The sequence below is a fragment of the Erythrobacter sp. JB2-19 genome, assembly GCF_057365005.1.
The window spans coordinates 1,389,627-1,413,975 of the sequence record NZ_CP200290.1 but is presented as its reverse complement, the minus strand read 5'-3'; the positions used below and the strand labels follow the sequence as shown (position 1 = coordinate 1,413,975).

Genomic DNA, 24,349 nt, shown 5'->3' with positions numbered 1-24,349 from the left:
ACCCCGCGCAGGGACTGGGAGAGATCGTTGGCCGAAACCGCCGCTACCGTCAAAGGCAAGACGCCGCGCTACATGCAGGTAGCTGGTGAATTGCGGGAAGCGATCCTCGCCGGACGATTCGCCGAAGGCAAACAATTTCCAACGGAAACAGCGCTTTGCAGCCAGTTCGACGTCAGCCGTTTTACAGTTCGTGAAGCGCTTAAGCGGCTGCAAAACGAAGGTTTGATTGCGCGTAAGCATGGCTCGGGCACAATCGTTCAACCGGCCGCGGCGCGCGGCGGAGCCTTGCATCAACCCTTGTCCAATGTTGGTGAGCTTCTGCAATACTCGCGCGAAAGCGAAGTTGAATACACCGAGCGTGATTCCGGCACCCTGCCGGCGGTCGTGGCTGAACAGATTGGTGAAGATACTGACGGAATTTGGCGCCGCTTCCGTGGTGTGCGGCGGCAAAGCGCCAACACGCCGCCGATCGCCGTGACAGACGCCTATTTTCACGAAAAACTCGGCGACGCTGTTGATGAGCTCGATTTGGCGGCGGGAACATTGTTCAGTCAGATTGAACGGATTGCCGGCGTAACAATTGGGCGAGTGACGCAAGACATTCAGGCGATCACAGCGGATGACCGCGTCGCTAACTTCCTCGAGATCGATGAGGGGAAGCCTGTTCTGCGGATCATCAGATGTTATCTTGACCCGCGGAGTAGCGTCTATGAGATCTCTGTGAGCCATCACCCCGGTGATCGCTTCGCTTACGCGATGCATATCGACCTCGATAGCTGAAACGCTCATTTTTCGCCCAATCCTGGCACTGGTGCGGGTACGAAGGGCTCATCACTAAAACGAATTGGCGAGGCAATATGATGCGCTCCATCGGACGCTTCGACTAGCAGACCACGTTCGGCAATATGTGGTTCGTCGAGCGCCTCACGGAAATCGAGGACCGGTGCGAAGGCCACGTCTTTGTCCGCGAACCATGAAACCCATTCGTCGCGCGACCTGGACGAAAATGTATCCTGCAAGAACTGGATCAGCTCGCCCTGCTCGCCCGCTTCGCGCTCGGCATGAATGATCAGGTCTTCGCGGCCCAGTGCGGTCAGCAGGTTGCGCGCGAATTTAATTTCGCGTCCTCCCAACGCAACGTGCTTTCCATCACTAGTGTTGTAGACTTGATAGAAGCCAGCTCCGCCCAATGATCGCTGACTTTGCGAGACAGGACTTTCCCCGCCTGCGATCGCGCCACCGGCGGTATGCGCACACCATGGCAACAGGCTGTCGAACATCGCGCAATCGATATAGGCGCCCTCCCCCGTGCGATCACGACCGACAATCGCCATCAGAACTGCTGAAAGCGCGGTCAGCCCAGCCGCCATGTCTGCGCTAGGCGCGCCCGGGACAACCGGCGTTCCGTCGGGGCCATCATTCACCGAAAGGAACCCAGCCAGCGCCTGGACCGCCATGTCGTGCGCCGGATGATGCGCCAACGCGCCATCCTGCCCAAAGGCGGAGATGGAGCAGTAGACAATGTCGGGTTTCAGTGCCTTAACGCTGTCATAGTCAAAGCCCAACCGCTTCATGACACCTGGGCGAAAGCCTTCGACGAATACGTCGGCTTCTCTGCAAAGATCCGCCAATTGCGCTTTGCCATCTTCGCTCTTGAGGTCGATGACAACGCTTTCCTTGCCGCGATTGAGATTGGCGAACCACACGGAATGACCGGCTTCACGCGGTTCCATAGCTCGCGCAGGGTCCCCTGCTTTCGGCTCGACTTTGATAACCCGCGCGCCATGATCGGCCATCATGACCGTCATCATCGGACCAGGCAGAAACTGCGTCAGATCGACAACTGTAATTCCCGAAAGCCTGCCCATCGCCGATCAGATAACCCCGCCAGCGCGCAGCTCAGCAATCGCATCCTCATCATAACCGAGCTCGCCTAGAATATCGTCGCTATCAGCGCCCAGCAGAGGCGCCGCGCGATTGGGAAGGCGCTGGCCATCAAGTTTAATCGGGCTGGCGAGTATCTGGATATTGTCCCGCGCCGGATGGTTGACACTATCCCGCATTCCGATGGTCTTCAGCCATGGGTTGTCCATCGCGTCGCCCAACTCGTAAACCGGGGCGACCGGCACAAACCCGGCGAGCAATTCCTGCCAATGCGCCATCGGGCGCTTAGAAAATTCATCGTCAAGCAATTGAGTGAGCACTTCGCGGTTCGCCAAGCGGTCTGCATTGCTCGTGAAACGAGAATCATTGCGCAGATCTTCGCGGCCAATTCGATCGACAAGGATGTCCCAGAACTTCGGCAATTGGCACATCACAAACATCCAGCCATCGGATGCCTTGAACATCTGGCTAGGTGTCGCCGTAGGGTGCGCACTGCGCGGCGTACGAGCGGTCTCATCGCCTTCATTCATGTACCATAGCGCCGGATAGCTGGTCTGATGCACCGCCGCCGACAGCAGATCGGTGTCGACATCGCGCCCTTGTCCGGTTCGCTGCGCGTCGACCAGCGCTGCCAGCAGGCCGATCGTGAAGATTGTACCGGTCATGAAATCAACCATCGACAATCCCATCCGCTGCGGTTCGCCGCCTGGCTCGCCCGTCATCGCACAATAGCCCGCTTCGGCTTGCATCAGATAGTCATAACCCGGCCATTTCGCACGCTCATTATCTCGCCCGTAAGCCGACAGATGAGCGCAAACGATAGCAGGATTAACATCCTTCAGCGCATCATGGGTCAGCCCCAATTTCTCAGGTAAGTCCCCGCGCATATTGTTGGCCACCGCATGACTGGTCGCGGCCAGTTCGCGCAACACCTGTTGACCTTCATCTGTGCGAAGATCGAGGGTCAGCGATTTCTTGTTAAGGTTGAACGACTGAAAATACAGACTCTCGCCCTTTTGCAGAAAGTGCGGACCCACAGCACGCGCCGTATCGCCCCCACCTTTGCCGTCCTTCCTAGGTGGTTCAATCTTAATCACTTCCGCGCCAAGTTGCGCGAGATGCATCGTCCCATATGGACCAGCGCCATATTGCTCGGCGCTGATTATACGATAGCCGGCTAGGGGTAGCGACACGCTCATGAGAACCAGATCAGACCGGGTTCGCTTTGAGGTGTTGTTTAGCGATAATCATCCGCTGCATTTCGTTGGTCCCCTCTCCAATGCACATCAGCATGCTGTCGCGATAGAAGCGTTCAATGTCGTATTCCTTCGAGTAGGAATAGCCACCGAAAACGCGCATCGCCTCCTGGCTGTTTTCGACCGCAGCTTCAGAAGCGAAGTATTTCGCCATGCCCGCTTCCATATCGCAGCGTTCACCGGAATCGTAAGCTTCGGAGGCATCAAGCGTGAGCAGACGCGCTGCACGCGCACGGGTTGCCATCTCACCCAGTTTCAACTGGATTGCTTGGTGCTGGGCGATGGGTTTGCCCATCGTTTCACGCTGCTGCGCGTATTCCGTCGCGAGCCGCAGCGATCCCTCGGCTAGCCCAACACCACGCGCGGCCACATTGATGCGGCCAAGCTCAAGCCCGCCCGTTGCCTGGAAGAAACCCTGACCTTCAATGCCGCCGATCAATTGATCAACCGGGATGCGATAGTCCTCCATTACCAGCTCAGCGGAATCGATCGCCTTGTAGCCGAGTTTCTCAAATTTCTTGCCAGTCGTCAGCCCGTCCCGCTTATCGGCAATGAACAGGCTCATGCCCTTATACCTTGGATCTGCACCCGGATCAGTCTTCGCAAGCATTGCGAAGCACTGACCATTAAGGGCGTTCGAAATCCACGTTTTCGTGCCGTTGAGCACGTAGTCATCACCGTCGCGCTTCGCCACGGTGCGGATCGCCTGAAGATCAGTACCTGCATTTGGCTCAGTCAGGGCAAGGCCGCCCCGGATCTCGCCGGTCGCAAATTTCGGCAGCCATTTCATTTTTTGTTCTGGCGTGCCGAACCGCTCGACCGCAGCCGCCATGATCAAGTGAGAATTGAAAATACCAGTGATAGCCATCCAATAGCTGGAAATGCGCATCACAATCTTGGCATATGTCGTCGCCGGCAGGCCTAGGCCGCCATATTCCTGACCGATCGTAGCGCCGAACAGACCCATTTCTGCCATTTGTTCCACAAGCTTCTCTGGCCACAGATCATTGTGGTCGTGATGCTGAATCACCGGGATGACTTCCCGTTCTAGCCAGCGGTCGATCGCGTCCATGAAGGCCCGTTCTTCATCGGGATCAATGGTACGTATTTGATTTTCAAGCACTGCAGCGGTTGCCATGGTCAATTCCTTAAGGGGTAAGTTTAGTCGTCAAGGCCGCCAAAGCCGCGCTTCCAAACAAGCACGGTGCGTTTGTAGTGGCTCACCATGTCTCCATGCTGGTTCTTGGCGATAGTTTTGAAAGTCACGATGCCTTGTTCAGGACGGCTCTTGCTTTCACGTTTTTCCAGCACTTCGCTCTCGCAATAGAGCGTGTCACCCACGAACAAGGGCTTGGTCATGCGAACCTCGTCCCATCCGAGATTGGCGATCGCCTTACCACTGGTATCGGAGACACTCATGCCAGTCATCAGTGCAATGGTGAACGGACTAACCACTAGCGGTTTGCCGAATTCAGTATCCTTTGACAGCTCATAGTCAAAATGCGCCGGATGGGTGTTCATCGTCAGCAGCGTGAACCACACATTGTCCGCATCCGTGATCGTGCGGCCCGGACGGTGTTCGTAAACATGACCCTCTTCGAAATCTTCGAAGTAGCGACCCTGAACCTCGCGAAAGCGCCCAGGGGCAACTTCAATAACACCGTCACGCATTTGTTTGCTCCTCATGCCGCGCAATCACCGCGCGGTATTTTTTGATAAATGGTGCCTCAAGCATCCGTCCATTAAATCGAATGGCGCGCCCACCACCCGCCTCATACGCCGTCAACGCTTCGCGCGCTTCGGCCACTTCGGCATCGCTGGGCGCAAAGGCAGATTTGATCGCGGGCAGTTGGCGCGGATGGATCGCAGCCTTGGCAGCAAAGCCAATCGATTGCGCGCGGGCGCATTCATCCGTCAGGCCAGCCTCGTCATCTAGCTTGATATAAGGCACATCAATTGCGGGCTTGCCCGCCTCTGCGCAGGCCAGAATGACTTGCTGACGCGCTGTCAGCAGCGGCTCCCAAGCGAGCTCCACACCAAGCTCTCCGGAGAAATCGCCGCCGCCAAACATCAGTGCCGCAACCGCATCATGAGAAGCGATCTCAAGCGCGTGACGCAAACCCTTTGGCGTCTCAACCAGTGGTACCAACGCAGGACAGCGATCGCCAAGCACTCCGGCGATAACGGCAACCTCAGTCGCGCTTTCGACCATCGGTACCAGCAGCGTGTCAGGTAATGCCTCAGTGTCGGCCAGCACCGCAAGATCACGAACCCCAGCAGCGGTCGGCACAGGATTGATCCGGATTGCCCAACCATCCTTGTCCTCAGCAATCTGTCCCAAGGCCGCCTCTCGCGCGCTCACTTTGTCATCCGCGGCGACCGCATCTTCAAGATCGATCACCGTCAGATCGGCACCGCCAGCTTTCGCCTTATCAAAGCGATCAGCCCTGGAGCCGGGAACAAACAATAAAGAAGCTGCAGAAAACAAAGAATCATCAACCCGTTTTGCCGACGCCAAAGCTCGCGCCATTTTGTGGCTTCACAATTTGTCCGGACAAATCTAAAGTCAAGCAAGAAATGCAAATTTGTCCGGACAAATTTCGTTTTTGGGAGAACGGAACTATGGCTATCTATCGTTTTTTGATTGGAATCGGCGTTGCGGCACTGCTTGGCGCAAGCTCTTTCGCGAGTGCGCGGACGCTGGATCCTTCCGTTCCCGAAGACGCTGTCGAAATCTCTAAGAGACTGCAATGCGGCGTGTCAGCGGATGAGCCAGCCGTCTATCATTGGTCCGGTAACATCTACGGACGCTCGCCTGGCATTCGCGATAAGCTCTTGTTCAAAGGCGAAGGAATGAACATCCGGCGCTGTGTTGAGGTTGTGGATGCCGAGCGCGGCACCGGCTGGCGCCTTATCAGCCGAGAGATCATGTTGATGCTAGATCCTCAGACCGGCGAAGTCGTCGATAAATGGGAGAATCCGTACACGGGCAAAACGGTCACCGTGATGCAAATCCACAATGATCCAGTGAATAGCCGCAGTCCCACTTTCCCGCGCGGCGCGGATGGCACGCCGTACACCATCGGTACACTACGTGAAGCGGGGCCCTATGTTTTCATGCCGTTCGAAGTTCCGCTTTTTTACACCAATCCGTTGGCTGGCGATTATCAAGAATATGTTGGTGGCAAATATCATGCGATGGAAATTTTCGACTTCGCCGCGCTGAAAGACGAATTGTTCGATTCTACCAAACCCACGGCCTATCCAATGATCAGCTGGGTGCGCATTTCCGGTTGGGCACCTTGGATGGAAATGGGCGGACGCCCCGGCCAGATGGTGTTCAACGCGATGGGCCGAAAACTGCCTGGTGGGTTTGAAGAATTGCCCGACGTGCTCAAAAATGAAATCAGAAAAAACTATCCGATCTACGAAAATGCGCCGCCGAAAGATGACACTCGCCCTAACGAGACGACTTGGACCAAATTCAAACTGCTGACCGACCAAGCACGCGAGGTAGGCGGAGACACCCAACCCGCTGGCGGGCATTAAGTTCGATGCACGCTGATCGTCGCAGTTTTCTGAAAGGGACCTCTGCGGCGATTATTGCAGGGGCTGCCCTGCGTGCCGCACTAGGCAACGACCCAAGCCGATGTCGCGATCATCGGTGCTGGCCTTGCCGGACTTAACGCAGCGCGCATTCTAGAGCGTGCTGGTGCCCGTGTTATCGTAGTTGAAGCAGAAAACCGAATTGGCGGCAGGCTTCATACGCTCGACGATTTGCCCGGTGCGCCTGATGCGGGTGGCATACAGGTCGGTGCAGGTTATACTCGTTTGCATGCAGTCGCAGAAGAATTGGGTGTGGCGCGCCAGACCGGCACCGGGGCAGGCGTAGGCCGCGGCCAGATACCGGGTAACCTGTATCACGTGAACGGGATATCCACGCCAAGCAGCGGTTGGAGCGAAAGCTCAGCCAACACACTGAATGCGGACAAGAGAGCAAGCGAGCCCGCAACGCTCTTAAGGGCCTATTTCGGGAAACTTCCTCAATTCAGCGCTCCCGCCGATTGGCTAAACGCGCCAGCGGATCAAGACATATCGATACGGCAGATGCTGCTGCAAGCAGGCGCAAGCGCAGAAGAGCTGCGTTTGATAGAGACCAACCTCAACGGTAACTCCCTCTCAGGAATGTCGCAGCTCCATTTGGCGCGGACGCTGGCAATCTTTCACGCAGGCGCAGGAGCGGTTTCGACAATTGTTGGTGGCGCCCAACGTCTGCCTGAAGCAATGGCCGCAAACCTTACCGAGCCAGTTCGGAAAAACACGCTCGTTTCGGCGATCGCAGAGGACAATGGCGGTGTTACACTTCGCCTTTCCGATCACGCCATCCGCGTACGGTATTGTATCTGCACAATCCCATTCTCGGCGCTCCGCTACATACCCGTCGCTAGCAACCTAACGCCGCCCCTGGCCCGAACGGTCGCCGATCTGCCCTATACGCGTGCCAGCTTCGCCTACATCAGCGCCCGCAGACCTGCATGGCGTGAGGACGGAATGCCAGATACGCTTTGGACGGATGATCCGCTGATCGGAAGAGTTTTCGTGTTGGGCGATGAACCCGCGATGCTAAAGCTCTGGACAACAGGCGCAGGTGCCGATCTGCTTGACCGTTTGCCGCCTCATGTCGCCGAAAAACTCATTGTCGAAAGGCTCGAAAATATGCGCCCGTCGCTGCGTGGGCAGTTAGAGAACGTGCAGCTTTATAGCTGGCAGAAATCGCCGCACGCACGCGGAATCTATCATCATATTGGTACGGGTATGGCCGCTGATCTGGCCTCCGCGACGCAGTGGGTGGGCCACCGGCTGCACTTTGCAGGCGAACATCTAGCGCAAGCGACAAGCGGTATGGAGGGCGCGCTCGAAAGTGGGGAGCGCACGGCCCATCTGGTTGCAGGCCGCCTTTAGAACTTTATCCCTGACACAGGTCTTAAAAACCGACTGTTCATTGACCCATTAAAGCAAAAGGGCTCAGCGACATGCTGAGCCCTCCCCAAAATCTCTTTCAACCTTACCGCCTCAAAACGCGACCAGAATTGATAACGAACGGTCGCATCAATGCGGCGGCCATGGTCGGCATGTGGTTCGATGAGGTGCAGCTAACCAAGCGTTAGTGCACCTCATCGACAAGGTTCTTGCCGTTTATGACAACACAAAGGCGGCGTTACCGGAACGTGTAATTCAACCGGATGCCGAACTGACGGCGATCCCGCAAAATCACACGAGCACCCTCCCGGCCAAAGTTGAAGAAACCGCCTGGCAAGGTACGCGTGCCGAAGCTCGTATCAGCAAAGTTTTGTGCAGAAGTCGGGGCATCTTCATCCAAGAGATTGGTCACAAAGAACTCAATACCAAGGTTCTCGCCTCTCAAACCTGCACGAACATTGATATCCGTTGCTGGTTCGACAGCCGCCACATTGGCATTGCTGATAAAGTACTCCCCAGTGAAGAACAGATCGCTTCTGATGAACCAGGTATCAAGCATGTCACCCAGCCCGTTGAGATTGTCTTCAAACAGCGTGCCCAGTGACAGTGATATCGGAGGAAAGCGCGGTGCCTCCTGGCCCGAGATATCGGCATCTGGGCCGAAGATATCGCCGAAATCTCCGCTGCCCGCGCCTTCTGGGAAGCTGGCGATTGTCGCATCAACATAGGCGAATGAACCCTTCACCGAGAATTGGTCGGTGATTTGGATAGCTGCATCCAGTTCTACGCCATAGATATCGGTCGTCGCCCCATTGGAAATGAAGTTCACCGTCCGCTGAGGATTTGGGGCCATCGGGCTGGTATCGGTCACAACCTCGATCGAGTTAAATATCTCGTCGCTGCGCGTCATGTAAAACGCCGCGAGGTTAACCGCGATCCGTCCATCAGCCGATTGCTGCTTCCACCCAAACTCGTAGTTCCGCAACTTCTCTTCGCCGAATACAACTGACGCATCCGGTGCAAGCGCAGCCAGCTCTGCAAGCTGCACGTCATCCAGTTGGGCAATCTCCGCGTTGAAACCGCCCGGTAGGTTACCTTCGCTATAAGTCAGGTAAATGGTGGTCAGGCTCGACGGCTGATATCGCAATGTAGCGCGTGGCAGAAAGTTCGTGATGGTCGCTGGCGAAATAGGGTCTGTAAGCCCCAGATTGGCCTCGTCTTCAAAGATCTCGTCTTCCTGATAACGACCTTCGAGCGTAATCGAAAACTGATCACTGATCTCATAATCGATCAAGCCAAAGACACCGATCGTTTCCGCACCAGAGACAAACGGGGTCTCACGGAAAATGTCCCCAAAGAAGATTGGGAAAGAGAAGAAGTTCGCTGTGCCCCCCAATTCTTCAATGTCGATATCGACATAACTCGCGCCAGCGATGAGCGTGAGCCGATCCTCCAGGAAGCTCCCTTGGAACCGCCCTTCCAGTGTTAGATCGGTTGTTTCACGAGCTGAGAAACTAGTGAACGAAACGTCCGGTGTGAGATCAAAGTCTGTATAAAACCCGAATTGCTCCTCATTATAACCCGCAAGGAAATTGAATTCGATGTTGTCGCTCAATGCAATTGAGCCCTGCGCACTGAGGCGAATAGAATCGAGATTCAGACCAAAATCGTCAACCGTCGTCGGATTATACTTGAAGTCAAAAATTGCATCGCTCGGATCAGAGCGTGCATCATTCAAGAAACCGAGAAACTGAGTAACCGCGTCCGGCCCGGAGTTTTGCCCAATTGCCGCCGCTGGTGGCTGGGTGATTTGACCACGAAACACAGATTCAGTGCGCGAACCAAAGGCTGGCTGACTGCTGTCGGTCAGGTCCACCGACCCATCGGGATTGATCAGGAAGCCGCCAAAATTGTGCTGTGCAGTACCAAAAAATGCCGCCGCTGCAGCCGGACCATCATCAATCTCTTGATAAGAACCGCGAAGTTTCAAGCGAAAGGCCGATGACGGTTCGATCAGCAGCGTTCCGTTGACTGACCATTGTTCCTGATCGCCCAGTCGCTGGCCTTCTACTGCAGCATTGTCGAAATGACCGTCTTTGGTGTCGAAGCTACCGCCGACACGAAAACTCAGTCCATCAAGGATTGGCCCTTCGATGCCGCCTGCAATCCGATATTCATCGCGTGTGGCGAGGGTCAAGTCGAGATCCGCGCGGAATTCGTCGCTTGGGTCTTTCGTCACATAGTTGATTGCGCCTGCAAATGTATTGCGTCCGAACAGGCTCGATTGCGGCCCCTTAATCACCTCGACGCGCTGAAGTTCGTTAACGCCAATGGTCTCAATACCGCCACTAAGATAAACGCCATCAAGGAATACGGTCGCTGTCTGCTGTAGCCGGTCTCCACTCAAAACAGAGATGCCGCGGAACCGAGGCGTGCTGTTGATACGCGCTGGACCGTTCACGTTGTTACCGCTCGGTTCGACAAAGGCACCGGGAGTTGCCTTGGTGATTTCGGTAATGTCGGTGAAGCCGCCTTGTTCAAGCTCTTCCTGGCCTAGGACAGACACCGCCAACGGCGCATCGAGAAGCGTCTCTTCTTTCTTACGTGCGGTAACGATGATGACGTTGCCATCCGTAAAGCCTTCTTCACTCGCAGCCACATCATTATCTTGTGCGAATGCCGCAACAGGCGTGATCATCGTCGCTGCCAACAGAGCAGACTTCACCATGCGTTTCATTTACGTTTCTCCCTAAACAAGCAGGCCCAATCCCCTAGGCGCTATGTCAGGAGAATATTTGTCCAGACAAATTTGTCCAGACAAATTTACCCACCGCCCTGATCGCGCAATCTGAGTCACATTCCTGTTGCCTCAATGCAACGGTTTGACGTTCCCGAGAAAGGCCGTGACAAGAAGCAGCAGGTAAACAGCCCAGACCCAGACCCGCGTTTTGTTCATCGTTCTGAGCAACGGGATCTCCGTCGCGTCGTTTGAACCTTCTTCAAGAACAGCGGTCAATTGCTTACCAACTGGCTTGAAGGTCACATCAATCATGATCGCGGCCACAAAAATAGTGCCAAACAATAACGCTTTCCAAGCCAGCCAGTCTGGCTGAAGCGGCGCATCTAGCAATAGGCTCTGCCCTCCAAGCCAAAGGTAGAAAGCGCCGACAACCCACCGAAGCCAACCCTCAACACGCCTGTTGCGCACCGCTCGTGGGGTCTGATCATGCCAGTGAGAATCCCACACCAGCCAAAGCCAGAACAATCCCACTGCCCACGCACCCCACAGAAGCAATGGTGGCACATCCCACCAATTCCCGGCGTCGACGACACTGAGTGATAGCGGCACCATCAACGCCCATGCGCTGCGCGGGGTCATATCGACGAGCACCAATAGTTTGAGCAGCGCGACCCGTTGATCCAAAGAATATTCAGTCCGTTTGCGAAAATGCTGTCCAAGCAGGAAAACCCCGACATCGGCGCCAAGCCAGAGCACAAACAAAAGCAAATGCACGTATACGAGAACTGCGTAGGGCGTAATCGAAAGGTCCACTGGTTACTCCGCCTAATCCCAGCACATGCCGGGAAGCACGCACGCACAAGAGATGGAAAATTCACCCATGCAAATAGTCGAAAGTTACTCAACAAACCAGAGTTGTCTGGACAAGTTTTCCACCCCATAAGTAAGCGTCGCCTCCAGAATCACGCGCGAATCCAATGCATTAAGGCCGCCAAGGTTGCACTTGACCCGCGTGAGCAAAAGAATCCCGGTTCGCTTGACCCAAATTTGGCGCTAGAGATGGCCACCATGACAACACCTGCACCCTATGCCGCCGTAGCCATGCAATTGACCGCTCGCGCGGTCGAGCCATTGGATAATGATGCAGCACGCACAGCTATGCTGGCGCATATCAGCGAGATCGAGACACAGATCAGAACCTCGTCGATCTTTATTGCGCAATATGCCGGGGTTCCCGTCAAACTGGCGGTCCTGCCTGAATATCTTTTCACATCCTATCCAGGCCGGATTTCACTCCCGGATTTTGCGGCCAAGGCTGCGTGGGATGCCGGCGGTCCAGAATATGAGGCGCTAGGCGGCGTCGCACAGCGACTAGGCATATTCATTTCGGGCAATGCCTATGAACGCGATGCGGCCTTTCCCGAATTCTATTTCCAAACCAGCTTCCTCGTCGCACCAAACGGAGACACTGTGCTGCGTTACCGCCGCCTGTTGTCAATGTTTGCACCCAGCCCGCATGACGTATGGGACGCCTATCTCGACCGCTATGGCATTGACGCGGTGTTTCCTGTTGCTGAGACAGAAATTGGCCGCATAGCGGCAATTGCGAGTGAAGAAATTCTCTATCCCGAAATCGCAAGAGTGCTGGCCATGCGCGGAGCAGAAGTGTTCGCGCATTCATCTTCAGAGATCGGATCGCCGCTCGCCACACCAAAGGATATTGCCAAACAAGCGCGCGCTTTTGAAAATATGGCCTATGTCGTTTCAGCCAACACGGCAGGGATTGCGGGCACTGGCTTACCGCTCGCCAGTGCAGACGGGAACAGCCGCGTGGTCGACTTCCGCGGCAAACTATTATCGCAAGCTGGCGACGGAGAGACATTCACGGCATTCGCTGCGATTGACCTTGCTGCTTTGCGTGCGGCTCGCCGTACACCCGCCATGCTCAATTCGCTCGCCCGCCAGCGCCCTGGCCTATTCGCAGATGCCTATGCCGCCAGCGCAGAGGCGTTTCATAGGGCCAACGGGATGATGGAGAGCGGCTCACCAGCGATCCCAGACCGCGACTACTTCAAGCGAGCGCAAGAGGAAGTAATCGAACGCCTTAGCAAAGCAGGAGTGATCTAATGCAGCATCGCAATGTCCGCGGGAAGATCCGCTATTCATCCGTCAAACCCGGCATGGAGGGGCAAGAACGCGGACGCGAGTGGTTCGCCTTCTCGCACCACAGCGATGGCTCTGTGATCATGCGTGCACAATGCGAGATTGAAGAACCGGATCCCACCGTATTGCGCGACATTACTTATCACATCGGTCCCGATGGTAAGCCAAACAACTTGCTGGTGCATCTGACGCTGGGTGACGAGTTTCTCGGGTCAGGCTGGATGCAATATGATCAGCGAAGTGGCCAGATCATTTGCGAAAGTTCTGGTCCGTCAATTGGGCGCAATTCGGAAACACGCGAAGCAGGCGAATTCGATGCATTCGGCACGCATCCGATTGTTAGCGACGGGTTCACCACGCGTCTAATGGATGTCAGCAAGGGTCCGCACAAGCGCAAGTTTCGCTTCTTCCTCCCCTCACCCGATCATCGCGGCGCGACCGCTCCGCAAATTGCCACACTTGAAATGGCAATGGAATATGTCGGCGAAGAGCAAAAGAGCGTGGAGGCGGGGACATTCCAGTGCCACCATTTTCGCTATGTAGATGAAACCGATGACGGAATGGGCGGCACGCGGCACCCGGATTACGATATGTGGGTAACAGCAGATGAGGATCACATCCTAGTCTATGGATCGATCGACGGATATATGATGAACCGCTACGAGCTGGTCGAATTGGAGCGGTAGTTTACTGCAAGATTGCTCAACTATTTTGCCCTTCACGGTATGCATCAATTGGTAACGCTTCGCCGGTCTGGATAATTATCGCCCGGCGACGCAAAAATCGCAGCAGGCCTTCATCGCCCATCCGACTTGGTCCCAATCCAGAGGCTTTGCGCGAATGGTTGGTCGCATCCGAGACCATGCTGGTTAGCGCCCCGTCTTGAAGGCTAATTGCGCCTGCCTCTAATTGCATGCCGATTTTGGCGGCTTCGGCTGTCGAGCCTGCGAGAACCGCCGCAGAAAGACCGTAGTCGGTGTTGTTGGCCTGCACGACGGCCTGCTCAAGGTCGTCAAAGACAGTGACAGGCAGAACCGGTCCAAATGTCTCCTCCTGCATTACCGCCATATCCGATGACACATCGGCCATGACCGTGGGGCGCAAATAAACGCCCCCGTCCAAATTTTCTACTCGTCCGCCGGAAAGAACTCGGGCGCCCCGGGCAAGAGCATCGTCGATCTGCTCCTGCACTTTTTGCCCTTGTGAGGGAAAAATGAAGGGGCCGATATGGCCTTGCCTGGGATCGGGAAAAGTTATTTCGACCGCCTTCGCAGCGTCAGCTAGCGCAGCCAGAAATGGCTCGGCGATCTCTCGCGCCACAAAGATGCGTTCGATCGATTGGCATGCCTGCCCTGTCGCCACAATCGAGCTGCGCAGCGCGATCTTCGCGGCCCATTCCGGGTCTGCATTTGCGGTGACGATCATCGGATCTTTCCCGCCCAATTCCAGATTGGCCGGGATCAATTGACGCGCAGCGGCCTCAGCCACCTTCTTCCCAGTCGCAGTGGACCCTGTGAAGCAGATATAGTCGACTTCTTCGATCAAGGTCTGGCCAACGTCCGCACCGCCCATAACATAAGCGAGCGGGAGCTCTGGCACCTGAGCGAGCACCTCCAGCATGGGCTCCACAAAACGCGGCGTAACCTCAGACGGTTTCACAAGCGCAGTGCAGCCAGCCATCAGAGCAGGTACTGCATCAATATGGCTCAAGACTATCGGGAAATTCCACGGCGCGATCGCTCCGAAAAGCGGAAAAGCAGTATAGTCTGCGCGGATTTCGAAGCCAGGCGAAGCAGACGGTTTCGCGTCGCGATCCAACCCGGCGATCAGTGCTGGTCCGCGCTCTGCCCAGCGGCGCAAGGATCGCGCCAGGCCATCCACCTCAATCGCAGCGACCGCATGGCGTCCCGTGTCGATGGCAAGCGCCTCTGCCAGCTGCGGCGCCGCGGCTGCAACCGCATCGGCAAAGCGCAACAAAACCTGCGCGCGCCCTTCAGGGCCCAGCGCCTCCCATGCGGGTTGCGCAGCTCTCAACCGCGCCGCTTCGGCGGCAATGTCAGCTCGCGAGCTGACGACGAATTCGTAGTCCAATTCGCCGGTGCGGGGGTTGCGTGCGCTCATCATTGTCATTGCTGTTCTTCCCATGCGGAGACGATCTCGGCGCCCGGCGCAATCCAAGCTTCCGCGAGGCCGCTCAAGTCGGCGAGCAATTGTTCCAACGCGCCGATTCGGAATGGCTGACCGATGATATAGGGCGTGATGTGGATCGGCAGCATCCGTCCGCCCCCTTTGGTGTAGGCCGTACCGCGCGCTTCCGCCGCGAGCCAATCGAACGCATCCCGCATCATCTGCGCCCAGCCCTCTGCGGAGTGCTGCTGAGTGGCGATGATCATACGGTCGGACAGCTCTGTATTGAGCGGCAGATTCACCAGCCCATTCTTGAAACGATAAGGCAGCTCATCATTCACCCAGTCGCAGGTGTAACTTAGGCCATGCTCCGCAAGTATATCGGCGGTGCGCCAGCTTTGCGAGCGAGCAATCGACAGCCAGCCCTTAGGCTTCACACCGCTTGCCACCTCCAGTCGTGCAAGGCTGTCTGCGATAAGCGCGCGCTCATCGGCTTCGGCCAAATCGCTGGTGATCGTGCCGTTCATATCGGTCGAATGCGCAATTATCTCATGACCATCGGCCAGCACCGCCTCGATCAGTTCTGCATAGCGTTCTGCCACCGCTGCATTGACCGCAAAACTCGCCTTGACCCCGGCCGCTTTGAACGCCTCCAACATGCGGAATACGCCGACACGGTTGCCGTAATCACGCACGGTGTAATGGCGATAATCGGGATAGGGCGTGACCATATGGCCGGGCGCGCGAAAGGGTTTGTCCTCCGGCGTAATTGGAAACCACTCGAGGCTGACGCACAGCCATACCGCTACCGATTTGCCATCCGGCCATGCGACAGGCGCGCGGCCATGCATGTTCGACCAGCCGTAATAATCGTGGTCATATCCTTCGGCGCGGCGGGGATAGGCTGTGTAATTATCGGGCAAGCTCATTGCGCGGCCCTCCCCACTTGCGCTCGCCATGCATCCACAATCTCGCCAGCGCGCGCTTTCCAACAGCGGTTATCGGCTGCGATATGCGCCAAAGCCTCTTCAAACGGACCAATCCGGTGCGGCTGCCCAATCAAATACGCGTGCAGCGGCACGCACATCACCGTGCCAGAGCCGGTGCGCTCGCCTTCGTCGGCCAGCCGCTGATATTGCTGAATCAAGCAATCGGCATATTCGCGTCCCGACATGCCATAGACGTTGAAACCGTAATGGTCGTTCACCTCTAGGCTGTAGGGGATTGAGGCAAGCGCACCCTTGGCGACCTTCACCTCTTGCACCTGATCATCGTGATAGAGATCGCAGGTGTAGTGGAAATCATATTCCGCCAGCAGATCCAGCGTGCGCGGCGTATGCGTCAAAGCGGGTGCGAGCCAGCCGCGGATGCGCTGTCCCGTCGCGCGCTCAACCGTTTCAATAGAATCTTCAATGATCGCGCGTTCTTGGCGCTCTGACATGCCGTAGGAATAGCGCGTGTTATAAATCCCGTGACTGAAGAACTCCCAGCCGCGCTCCACTCCGTCCGCGACGACTTCGGGATGGTGATCGCACAAAGCGACCGACAGGCTGACCGATCCGGGAAAGCCGTGGCGGCTCATCACATCGGCCATGCGCCAATGGCTGACCCGGTTGGAATGATCGCGATAGGAATAGCCGACAACATCAGGATGCGCCTTGGGCCAGCTCTTGCGGTGCGGGTTCGCAGGCGGATCAATTTCGTAATATTCAAGATTGGGCGCGACCCATACCGCGCAGCTTTTGCCCTCTGGCCAAGCAACTTTTGGTCGCGCGTCATAGGGGTGATAATCGTAGAGTCCCGGGTCGGCCGCGCCTTCATGCATCAGCGCGCCTCCAGCCAATCGATGACGGCCTGGACCGGCTCAACATCGGCATATTTCAACTGAAGGTCAGTCAAGTTCGCAAAGTGATAGCTTTCATGCTTGTCAGCGCAGGTCTCAATCGGGACAATCGTGCTGTATCCGTAAGACAGCGAATCCACCGCTGTCGCCCGCACACAACCGCTGGTTGAGCCGCCGGTCACAACAACCGTGTCGACTTTGTGAAAGGTCAGATAGCTCGCCAGCGGGCTTTCAAAAAAGCTGCTCGGCATCCGCTTGGTATACTGCAGATCATCTTCTTGAACGTCGCAGCGCGGGTCATAGGCGTGGCGCTCACTGTCATATTTGATGTTCTGCAGGCTGTCCTCGGTATCGGTGCGCGTGCCCCAAACACCGGCATCCGCCGCATCGCCTTTATACGCCACCCGGCTCCAGATTACCGGCATGCCTTTCGCACGAGCCAAGCGGCTGATCTGATTAATGTAATCGATCTGCTTAGGATCTGTCTCATAAGCAGTCTTGAACATGTCCGTACGGGTGTAGGCCTGCTGCACATCAACGTTCACAATCGCCAGTTTTTCGCCAAAGCCGAACTTCTTGCGCGCGGGATTGGCCATGACCTCTTCGAACAGCTGACGGGCGCTTTTCCCATCTTCGGCCATCTTGGTACCAATCAGTTTGCTCATAAAGATACCTTTCGATTCCTCTTTGACAGACGGTAATAAACACGCTTAGAGGCTTGTCGAGTAAAATTTGTCCGGACAAATTATTGACTGTTATAACGCGCCATATCCTCACGATCCCCGCCTCTGGATCACGTCCCGCAAGACGGGTACACTATCGTCGTTGCGGCGATGGGCCAATGCTGCTGATGGTGCATCAGAGCCCGCGCTCCAGCGCTGAGTATGACGCGCTGATGAAAAAATGGAGCGACAGCTTCACCTGTATCGCGCCCGACACGCCCGGCTTTGGTCAATCCGAACCGCTACAGGGCAATCCTGAAATCGACGACTTCGCTGATGCATTGACGGAATTTCTACAAGTGCTCGGGGTGAAGCGGTGTGCGGCCTACGGTTTTCATTCCGGCGGAATTATCTTGGTCACCGCCTTAAAACGCCGCCCTGATTTATTCTCCTCCCTCGCGATCGGTGGCTACGCGATCTGGACGGCGGAAGAGATGCGAATCTTCGGGGAGCAATATCTGCCCGAATGGCATCCGTCCGACTATGGCGAGCACTTGACCTGGCTATGGAACCGGATGCTTGAGCAAAGCTGGATCTTCCCCTGGTTTGATCGACGTGAAGAGGCGCGACTTTCGGTCGCGCATGCAGACATTGCGCGCGTCAACCAAGCCGTCGCTGAAATGCTCGATGCGGGTAATGACTACAAAGCTGGTTATGGGGCGGTGCTGCGCGCGCCGCGCGACATACCAGCCGCCGACGCTGCCGTACCGCCGTGTCTGATCACAGCCTATGATGGCGATCCATTGCAGGTGCATATTGATCGACTGGGCGATATCCCAGCAGGCTGGAAGGCAGAGAAAGTCACAACGCCTGATGACCATCAAACCCGAAGCCTTGCATTCCTGCTGGCCAATGCCGGAAATGAAGAATGCCCGCAGCTCGCCGAAGATGACAACGAAGGTTGGCTGCAAATTGGCGACGGTTTAATCCATTGGCGCAGCGCTGATGCCACCTCAGGCGGCGGCAGACTGTTGCTACACGGCCCGGCAGGTGAAATGGCCGAGCCAGCCCAGAGCGACATTGCTATCGATGTGCCTGGCCATGGACAATCGAGTGATTTTGCGGACATACGCGGCACAATTGAGGCTGCTGCTGAGGCGCTGGGCGCTAGCGAGATTCTGTGGCCAGCCCCGCCCAAAGGCGACCCCGCTCAACTTTACCCGGACATGACGCCAGACCGATTTGGCCTTCATTTGCAACGCGCCTGGGGGCGGCCCGCGCCGAGCAGTTTTTTGCCCCCTGGTATGAAGCCAATGCTGCCCATGCCACCACACTTGATCCTGCCGGACTGGAACCACACGCCCTTCACGCCCGCGCGATCGCGCGAATTCGTGCCGGCGACGCGGCAAGTCGCTGGCACCAAACACTAATCGATAATGATGGAGCTCCCAATTGACGACTTACGCTGAGTTTTCCGCAAGCATGCCTCTGCTCGCCCGTCACGAAGGCGTTTGGGACGGCACATACACCTATTTCAATGCGCAAGATGAGATGATCGATCAGCACGCCAGCCGCCTGTTGTGCCGGATGACGGGCGAAGACAACGTCCCCTATCATCAAACCAATCACTACACTTGGGCGGATGGCACAACCGAGGTGCGCGAATTCCCAGCGACTTATCGTGAAGGTCGCATTTGGTGGGACAACGAACTGATCCAGGGCTGGGCTGCAGAGGTCCCACTCGATGAATATAACCGCACCATGATGCTTTACTGGCAGCGCACTGGCGATCCGTCCCTCTACCTCTACGAACAAATCCAAATTTCCGATGATGGCCAAAGCCGCTGCCGCACGTGGCACTGGATCCGCAACAGTGTGCTTGAAACACGCACAGCAATCCAAGAAAGCTTTGTGACGAAGGACTGGCGCACCATTGATGCAGAGATGAAGGCCACGGTTTCCGCCTGATAGAAAGCCATCATGGGACACACGCTGTTTGAAAAGATATGGGAAACGCATGCGGCCGCACAAACCGCAGGCGGCTCTACCTTAATCGCGATTGATCGCGTGTTCCTGCACGAGCGCACCGGGGCAGCGGCGCTTAAGCGCATGGCTGAAATGAACCGTGCAGTGCGCGATCCGGCGCGCGTCTTTGCCGTCATGGATCACATCGTCGATACCAGTGCCCGGACGCGGTGACGGCACTCTGATGCAAGGCGGTGAAGGCTTCATCACAGAGACCCGCGCCGCTTGCAGAGCGGCTGGGATCACGCTGTTTGATGTCAACGACCGCGATCAGGGTATCGTCCATGTGATCTCGCCTGAGCAGGGCATTGTCCTGCCCGGTGTCACGCTGGTTGCGCCTGACAGTCACACTTGCACACAAGGGGCCTTCGGCGCGCTCGCATGGGGCATCGGTTCGTCTGAGGCAGAGCACGCAATGGTCACCGGCACTTTGCGACTGGAAAAGCCCAAGACGATGCGCGTGACCTTTGATGGGACGCTGCAATCTGGGGTGACGGCAAAGGATATGATCCTGACGCTGATCGCTTCATATGGCGCAGGCGGCGGTGCGGGTCATGTGGTGGAGTTTGCCGGCGAAACAGTGCGCGGATTCGACATGGAAGCGCGCATGACACTCTGCAACATGGCAACCGAGTTTAGCGCAATGACCGGCCTGATCGCGCCTGATACTAAGACCTATGAATATCTCGTCGGACGCACCTATGCCCCAGCGCATTTCGATGATCCCTATTGGGCCGCGTTGAAGAGCGATGAGGATGCGGAATTCGATCAAGAGATTGTGATCGACGCGGGCGCAATTGCGCCAATGGTTAGTTGGGGTACCAGTCCCGAGCACACGATCCCGGTCGATGGCACCGTCCCGCATGGCCCGGCCCGTACGCATGAATACACTGGGCTGGACGCGGGCGCGCCATTGGCGGGAACGCCAATCGATGTGGCCTTCATCGGCAGTTGCACCAACAGCCGAATTTCCGACCTTCGCCGCGCCGCTCGGCTGCTTGATGGGCGCACGATTGCGCCCTCAATTAAAAAGGCGATGGTTGTCCCCGGCTCCCTCTCGGTCAAACGCCAAGCGGAAGCCGAAGGGCTGGACAAAATGTTCATTGCCGCAGGTTTTGAATGGCGCATGAGCGGCTGTAGCTTGTGCTTTTACGCAGGCGGAGAAGGCTTTCCTGAAGGCAGCCGAACAATCAGCAGCACCAATCGCAATTTCGAAGGACGGCAAGGCCCCGGCATCAAAACCCACATTGCCTCACCCGAAACCGTCGCGGCCAGCGCCCTCGCGGGAGCGATCGCTGATCCGCGCGAATACATGCGCCAAGAGGAAGCCGCCGCATGAGCGCCTTTCCTCAGCCCCTCACCGGCATTGCAGCCCCGCTGGATGCAGGCGCATTGCGCGACAATGTCGATACCGATGCGATCATCCCAAGCCGCGAAATGCGCAGCACCGGCCGCACTGGCCTCGCCGACGGGCTGTTCGCACCGTGGCGTTATTCCGATGCGGATGCGCGCATCGAGAATCCGGATTTCGTACTCAACCAACCAGAGTTTCGTGACGCTTCCATCTTGTTATGCGGCGCGAATTTCGGATGCGGATCGAGCCGTGAACACGCCGTTTGGGCCCTCGCTGAATACGGTATCAAAGTGGTAATCGCAGAGAGCTTCGCACCGATTTTCTATGGCAATTGCATCCGCAATTTCATCCTGCCAATCACGTTGGAACGCAGCGCGCTTACGGTCTTGATCGGGCGCGAGATCACCGTCGATCTGGCCGCGCAAACCGTCGATTGCGGCGATGCCACTTATTCCTTCGAGATCGATGCCGAGGCCAAGCAAATGCTGACCGAAGGGCTCGATGCGATTGACCTCACTTTGACCCAAGCGCAAGCGATCACGAACTGGACCGTCAGCGACAAAGCCGCGCGCCCGTGGGTCTATCTGGAGCATTCAACATGACCGATATCCTTATCTCCGAAGTGGGCCCACGTGACGGTCTGCAATCGATTGATCGGGTCATGCCGCTGGAGGCGAAGAAACGCTGGATCGCTGCCGAGGCCGCTGCCGGGGTCAAGGAAATCGAAGTGGGCAGTTTCGTCCCGGCCAAACTGCTCCCGCAAATGGCCGACACGCCAGAGCTTGTCGCTTTTGCCAAAGGTATCGACGGTCTCACCGTCGTCACCCTCGTACCCAATGCCAAGGGCGCGCAGTTTGCTGCCGATGCCGGGGTTGATGGCATGAGCATCCCGTTTTCGATGAGTGAGACGCATTCGATTAAGAACGTGCGCAAAGACCACCCGGCCATGTTGGAGGAAATCCGTGCAGCCGCCACCATCGCCCGAAATCATGACATCCACTTTGCCGTCGGCCTCTCCACCGCCTTTGGCTGCACCATGGAAGGCGCCGTCAGCGAAAATCAGGTCGTGCGTCTGGCTGAGCAAGCTGCAGAAGCAGGCGCAATGGAATTCAGCCTGTCCGACACCACCGGCTATGCCGATCCCGCACAGGTCCGCCGCCTAACCCGAAAAGTGAAGGCAGCGGTCGGCGATGATATGCTCACGACCTTGCATCTGCACAACACGCGCGGGCTGGGCCTCGCCAATGTTGTTGCGGGCCTGGAAGAAGGCATCACCACGTTTGATTCCTCGCTGGGCGGCCTTGGCGGTTGCCCGTTCGCCCCCGGCGCCTCCGGCAATCTTGTTACCGAAGACCTTGTGCTGATGCTCAATTCCATGGGTTGTAAGACCGGGATTGATTTGGAGGCGCTGCTCAAAGTGCGCAGCATTGTCGAAGAGGCACTGCCGGGCGAGCCGCTCTATGGCTTCACGCCCGATGCCGGACCAATGCTGGATTACAAAGAAAGGGCCGCAGCATGAGCGATTCTCCGCAGCCTCTTGCCGGGATCACCGTTGTCGAATTCACCCACATGGTGATGGGGCCAACGGTGGGTCATATCCTGGCTGGGTTAGGCGCAGAAGTCGTTCGGGTAGAACCGATTGGCGGAGACCGCACACGCCGTTTGATCGGCTCCGGCTCCGGCTATTTCCCGATGTACAATCGCGGTAAGCAATCGATCTGCCTTGATCTCAAAAACGCAGACGGCATCGCCGTTGCCAAAGACCTGATCGCGAAGGCTGACGTGCTGGTCGAAAACTTCCGCCCAGGTGCGCTCGACCGGCTTGGTCTCAGTTATGAGGAATGCTCAGCAGACAATCCCGGTCTAATCTATTGCAGCGAGAAGGGCTTCCTCCCCGGCCCTTACGAAAACCGCACCGCGCTGGATGAAGTCGCGCAAATGATGGGCGGGCTTGCCTACATGACCGGTCAGCCGGGCAAGCCAACCCGCGCTGGCGCCAGCGTGATCGACGTGACCGGCGGAATGTTCGGCGTGATCGGTATTCTTGCTGCGCTGGAGCAACGCCACCGCACTGGTAAGGGACAAAAAGTCACCGCCAGCTTGTTTGAAACGACGATCTACCTCGTCGGTCAGCATATGGCGCAATACGCCGTCACCGGCACGCCCGCCGCCCCGATGCCCGCGCGCGTATCCGCCTGGGCGATTTACGATGTCTTTGAGACGAAGGACGAGCCAGTCTTCATCGGCGTAGTGACCGACGCGCTGTGGGAGAAATTCTGCAAGCTGTTCGGCCTCGATGACCTGTGGGCTGATGAGACACTGCGTGAGAACAATGCGCGCGTTCAGGCCCGCGATCAGATCTTGCCGCAAATCCGCACTCTCATCGGCGGGATGAGCGCCGCAGAAGTGATCGGTAAGCTTGATGGCAGCGGCCTTCCCTTCGCGCCAATCGGCAAGCCTGAAGACATGTTTGACGACCCGCATCTCAATCAGGGCGGACTGGAAGATGTGACGCTCGACAATGGCATCGAGGTACGCCTGCCAACCATTCCGCTGGAAATGGATGGCAAACGAATTGGCGCACCTCAGCAATTGCCGAAGGCTGGTGCGGATCGAGCCGAAGTCCTGGCAGGGCTCGGTTATAGCCAGGAAAAGATATTTGAGCTTTTTGAAAGCGGGGCAATAGGAGAGAACCAATGAGAAAGATGAAATTAGCCATATTGGCTACGGTTGCAACGATGATTGCGGGATGCAACGCCGCGCCGCAATCGGAGGAGCAAGACAAAGGATCAGCGCAAGCCGCCAATCGCGCGATGGAGGGGGTTGCGATTGATGGCCGCCTCCCAACTGATATCCGCCGCGCCTCAATCGTTGTGCGCGATATGGAGCGCAGCCTCGAATTCTACCGCGACGTGCTGGGCCTCGAAGTCAACTATGACACCGTTGTGGAATTGTCGGGCGTGAATTTGCCTGTTGGTGAGCCGGGCGCAAAGGCTCGATTGGTGCTGCTCAACGGTAATGATCCGTATATCGGCTGGATCGGATTGCTACACCCGTTCGATCCTGTGCTTGAAGGAAATGACGAGCCATATGCGAAGCGCCTCGCGCCGGGAACTGCATTTCTGGTGGTAAACACTGATGATGCGGAAGCGACATGTGAGGCGGCGGTTAAGTTGGAGGGAGTGACCATGACTGGTCCAACCCGCCTGCAAGTCTATCCAGGCCGCGATGGAAGGCCCGATATCAATGTGCGGGGATGCAACGTGTTTGAGCCCAATGGCGTCGCGGTCGAGATCAACCAGTTGTTGAACTAAC

Annotated in this window: 22 protein-coding genes and 1 pseudogene; 12 read left to right on the top strand and 11 right to left on the bottom strand. The window is 56.8% G+C overall.

Features of this window, described 5'->3' with window-relative positions; all coding sequences use genetic code 11:
• Nucleotides 1-27 precede the first annotated feature (27 nt).
• The gene (locus AC0V6O_RS06765) at nt 28-780 is read left to right on the top strand and encodes a GntR family transcriptional regulator (protein WP_486142628.1); all 753 of its coding nucleotides are present in this window, start codon (nt 28-30) and stop codon (nt 778-780) included.
• Nucleotides 781-785: 5 nt separating this feature from the next.
• On the opposite strand, the gene AC0V6O_RS06760 is transcribed toward AC0V6O_RS06765, so the two are convergent.
• The 5 genes from AC0V6O_RS06760 to AC0V6O_RS06740 are packed head-to-tail and all read right to left on the bottom strand — an operon-like array spanning nt 786 to nt 5,658.
• Entirely contained in the window at nt 786-1,868 is a 1,083-nt protein-coding gene (locus AC0V6O_RS06760; protein WP_486142626.1) for a CaiB/BaiF CoA transferase family protein, read from the bottom strand.
• Nucleotides 1,869-1,874: 6 nt separating this feature from the next.
• Nucleotides 1,875-3,083, bottom strand: coding sequence for a CaiB/BaiF CoA transferase family protein (locus tag AC0V6O_RS06755; protein ID WP_472638569.1), 1,209 nt, complete (start codon nt 3,081-3,083; stop codon nt 1,875-1,877).
• Between the two features lie 10 nt (nt 3,084-3,093).
• Complete coding sequence (locus AC0V6O_RS06750) at nt 3,094-4,278, bottom strand: acyl-CoA dehydrogenase family protein (protein WP_486142624.1); 1,185 nt, start codon at nt 4,276-4,278, stop codon at nt 3,094-3,096.
• A 23-nt stretch (nt 4,279-4,301) separates the two neighbouring features.
• Complete coding sequence (locus AC0V6O_RS06745) at nt 4,302-4,811, bottom strand: MaoC family dehydratase (RefSeq protein ID WP_472638567.1); 510 nt, start codon at nt 4,809-4,811, stop codon at nt 4,302-4,304.
• Nucleotides 4,804-5,658 (bottom strand): HpcH/HpaI aldolase/citrate lyase family protein, encoded by an 855-nt coding sequence (locus AC0V6O_RS06740; RefSeq protein WP_486142621.1) that lies wholly within the window; start codon nt 5,656-5,658, stop codon nt 4,804-4,806. The genes AC0V6O_RS06745 and AC0V6O_RS06740 overlap by 8 nt, the downstream gene beginning before the upstream one ends.
• 104 nt (nt 5,659-5,762) lie before the next feature.
• Between AC0V6O_RS06740 and AC0V6O_RS06735 the strand changes: the two genes are divergently transcribed.
• Nucleotides 5,763-6,689, top strand: coding sequence for a DUF1838 family protein (locus AC0V6O_RS06735; RefSeq protein WP_486142619.1), 927 nt, complete (start codon nt 5,763-5,765; stop codon nt 6,687-6,689).
• 108 nt (nt 6,690-6,797) lie between these two features.
• Complete coding sequence (locus tag AC0V6O_RS06730; RefSeq protein WP_486145533.1) at nt 6,798-8,102, top strand: flavin monoamine oxidase family protein; 1,305 nt, start codon at nt 6,798-6,800, stop codon at nt 8,100-8,102.
• Nucleotides 8,103-8,358: 256 nt separating this feature from the next.
• Here AC0V6O_RS06730 and AC0V6O_RS06725 read toward each other — a convergent pair whose 3' ends face one another.
• Together AC0V6O_RS06725 and AC0V6O_RS06720 are read right to left on the bottom strand one after the other, a co-directional pair.
• Entirely contained in the window at nt 8,359-10,857 is a 2,499-nt protein-coding gene (locus tag AC0V6O_RS06725; RefSeq protein ID WP_486142617.1) for a TonB-dependent receptor, read from the bottom strand.
• A 132-nt stretch (nt 10,858-10,989) separates the two neighbouring features.
• On the bottom strand, nt 10,990-11,514 hold the full coding sequence (locus AC0V6O_RS06720; RefSeq protein ID WP_486142615.1) for a hypothetical protein: 525 nt from the start codon (nt 11,512-11,514) through the stop codon (nt 10,990-10,992).
• A gap of 414 nt (nt 11,515-11,928) precedes the next feature.
• On the opposite strand from AC0V6O_RS06720, the gene AC0V6O_RS06715 reads away from it, so the two are divergent.
• Nucleotides 11,929-12,987, top strand: coding sequence for a nitrilase-related carbon-nitrogen hydrolase (locus tag AC0V6O_RS06715; protein WP_486142613.1), 1,059 nt, complete (start codon nt 11,929-11,931; stop codon nt 12,985-12,987).
• Nucleotides 12,987-13,709: a DUF3108 domain-containing protein gene (locus tag AC0V6O_RS06710; protein WP_486142611.1), complete on the top strand. Its 723-nt coding sequence runs from the start codon at nt 12,987-12,989 to the stop codon at nt 13,707-13,709. Before AC0V6O_RS06715 ends, AC0V6O_RS06710 begins: the two co-directional genes overlap by 1 nt.
• 16 nt (nt 13,710-13,725) lie before the next feature.
• Here AC0V6O_RS06710 and AC0V6O_RS06705 read toward each other — a convergent pair whose 3' ends face one another.
• Genes AC0V6O_RS06705 through AC0V6O_RS06690 form a run of 4 tightly spaced genes read right to left on the bottom strand, consistent with a single transcriptional unit; the run spans nt 13,726 to nt 17,658 of the window.
• Nucleotides 13,726-15,168, bottom strand: coding sequence for an aldehyde dehydrogenase family protein (locus AC0V6O_RS06705; protein ID WP_486142609.1), 1,443 nt, complete (start codon nt 15,166-15,168; stop codon nt 13,726-13,728).
• Nucleotides 15,150-16,079, bottom strand: a complete 930-nt coding sequence (locus AC0V6O_RS06700; RefSeq protein ID WP_486142607.1) for a polysaccharide deacetylase family protein — start codon at nt 16,077-16,079, stop codon at nt 15,150-15,152. The genes AC0V6O_RS06705 and AC0V6O_RS06700 overlap by 19 nt, the downstream gene beginning before the upstream one ends.
• On the bottom strand, nt 16,076-16,975 hold the full coding sequence (locus AC0V6O_RS06695) for a polysaccharide deacetylase family protein (protein ID WP_486142605.1): 900 nt from the start codon (nt 16,973-16,975) through the stop codon (nt 16,076-16,078). The genes AC0V6O_RS06700 and AC0V6O_RS06695 overlap by 4 nt, the downstream gene beginning before the upstream one ends.
• The gene (locus tag AC0V6O_RS06690) at nt 16,975-17,658 is read right to left on the bottom strand and encodes an isochorismatase family protein (protein WP_486142603.1); all 684 of its coding nucleotides are present in this window, start codon (nt 17,656-17,658) and stop codon (nt 16,975-16,977) included. Before AC0V6O_RS06690 ends, AC0V6O_RS06695 begins: the two co-directional genes overlap by 1 nt.
• Before the next feature lie 176 nt (nt 17,659-17,834).
• Here AC0V6O_RS06690 and AC0V6O_RS06685 point away from each other — a divergent pair, with 176 nt between their 5' ends.
• The 7 genes and pseudogenes from AC0V6O_RS06685 (at nt 17,835) to AC0V6O_RS06655 (ending at nt 24,348) form a co-directional block, all read left to right on the top strand.
• Nucleotides 17,835-19,085: an alpha/beta hydrolase gene (locus AC0V6O_RS06685; protein WP_486142601.1), complete on the top strand. Its 1,251-nt coding sequence runs from the start codon at nt 17,835-17,837 to the stop codon at nt 19,083-19,085.
• 22 nt (nt 19,086-19,107) lie between these two features.
• Nucleotides 19,108-19,623 carry a DUF3598 family protein gene (locus tag AC0V6O_RS06680; RefSeq protein WP_486142599.1) on the top strand — a complete coding sequence of 172 codons (516 nt, stop codon included), beginning with the start codon at nt 19,108-19,110 and terminating at the stop codon, nt 19,621-19,623.
• A gap of 12 nt (nt 19,624-19,635) precedes the next feature.
• Nucleotides 19,636-21,019, top strand: a pseudogene (locus AC0V6O_RS06675) (3-isopropylmalate dehydratase large subunit).
• Nucleotides 21,016-21,636, top strand: a complete 621-nt coding sequence (leuD, locus tag AC0V6O_RS06670) for a 3-isopropylmalate dehydratase small subunit (RefSeq protein ID WP_486142597.1) — start codon at nt 21,016-21,018, stop codon at nt 21,634-21,636. Before AC0V6O_RS06675 ends, leuD begins: the two are co-directional and overlap by 4 nt.
• Nucleotides 21,633-22,553 (top strand): hydroxymethylglutaryl-CoA lyase, encoded by a 921-nt coding sequence (locus AC0V6O_RS06665; RefSeq protein WP_486142595.1) that lies wholly within the window; start codon nt 21,633-21,635, stop codon nt 22,551-22,553. Before leuD ends, AC0V6O_RS06665 begins: the two co-directional genes overlap by 4 nt.
• Nucleotides 22,550-23,734, top strand: coding sequence for a CaiB/BaiF CoA transferase family protein (locus AC0V6O_RS06660; protein ID WP_486142593.1), 1,185 nt, complete (start codon nt 22,550-22,552; stop codon nt 23,732-23,734). Before AC0V6O_RS06665 ends, AC0V6O_RS06660 begins: the two co-directional genes overlap by 4 nt.
• Entirely contained in the window at nt 23,731-24,348 is a 618-nt protein-coding gene (locus AC0V6O_RS06655) for a VOC family protein (protein WP_486142591.1), read from the top strand. The genes AC0V6O_RS06660 and AC0V6O_RS06655 overlap by 4 nt, the downstream gene beginning before the upstream one ends.
• Nucleotide 24,349: the final 1 nt, after the last annotated feature.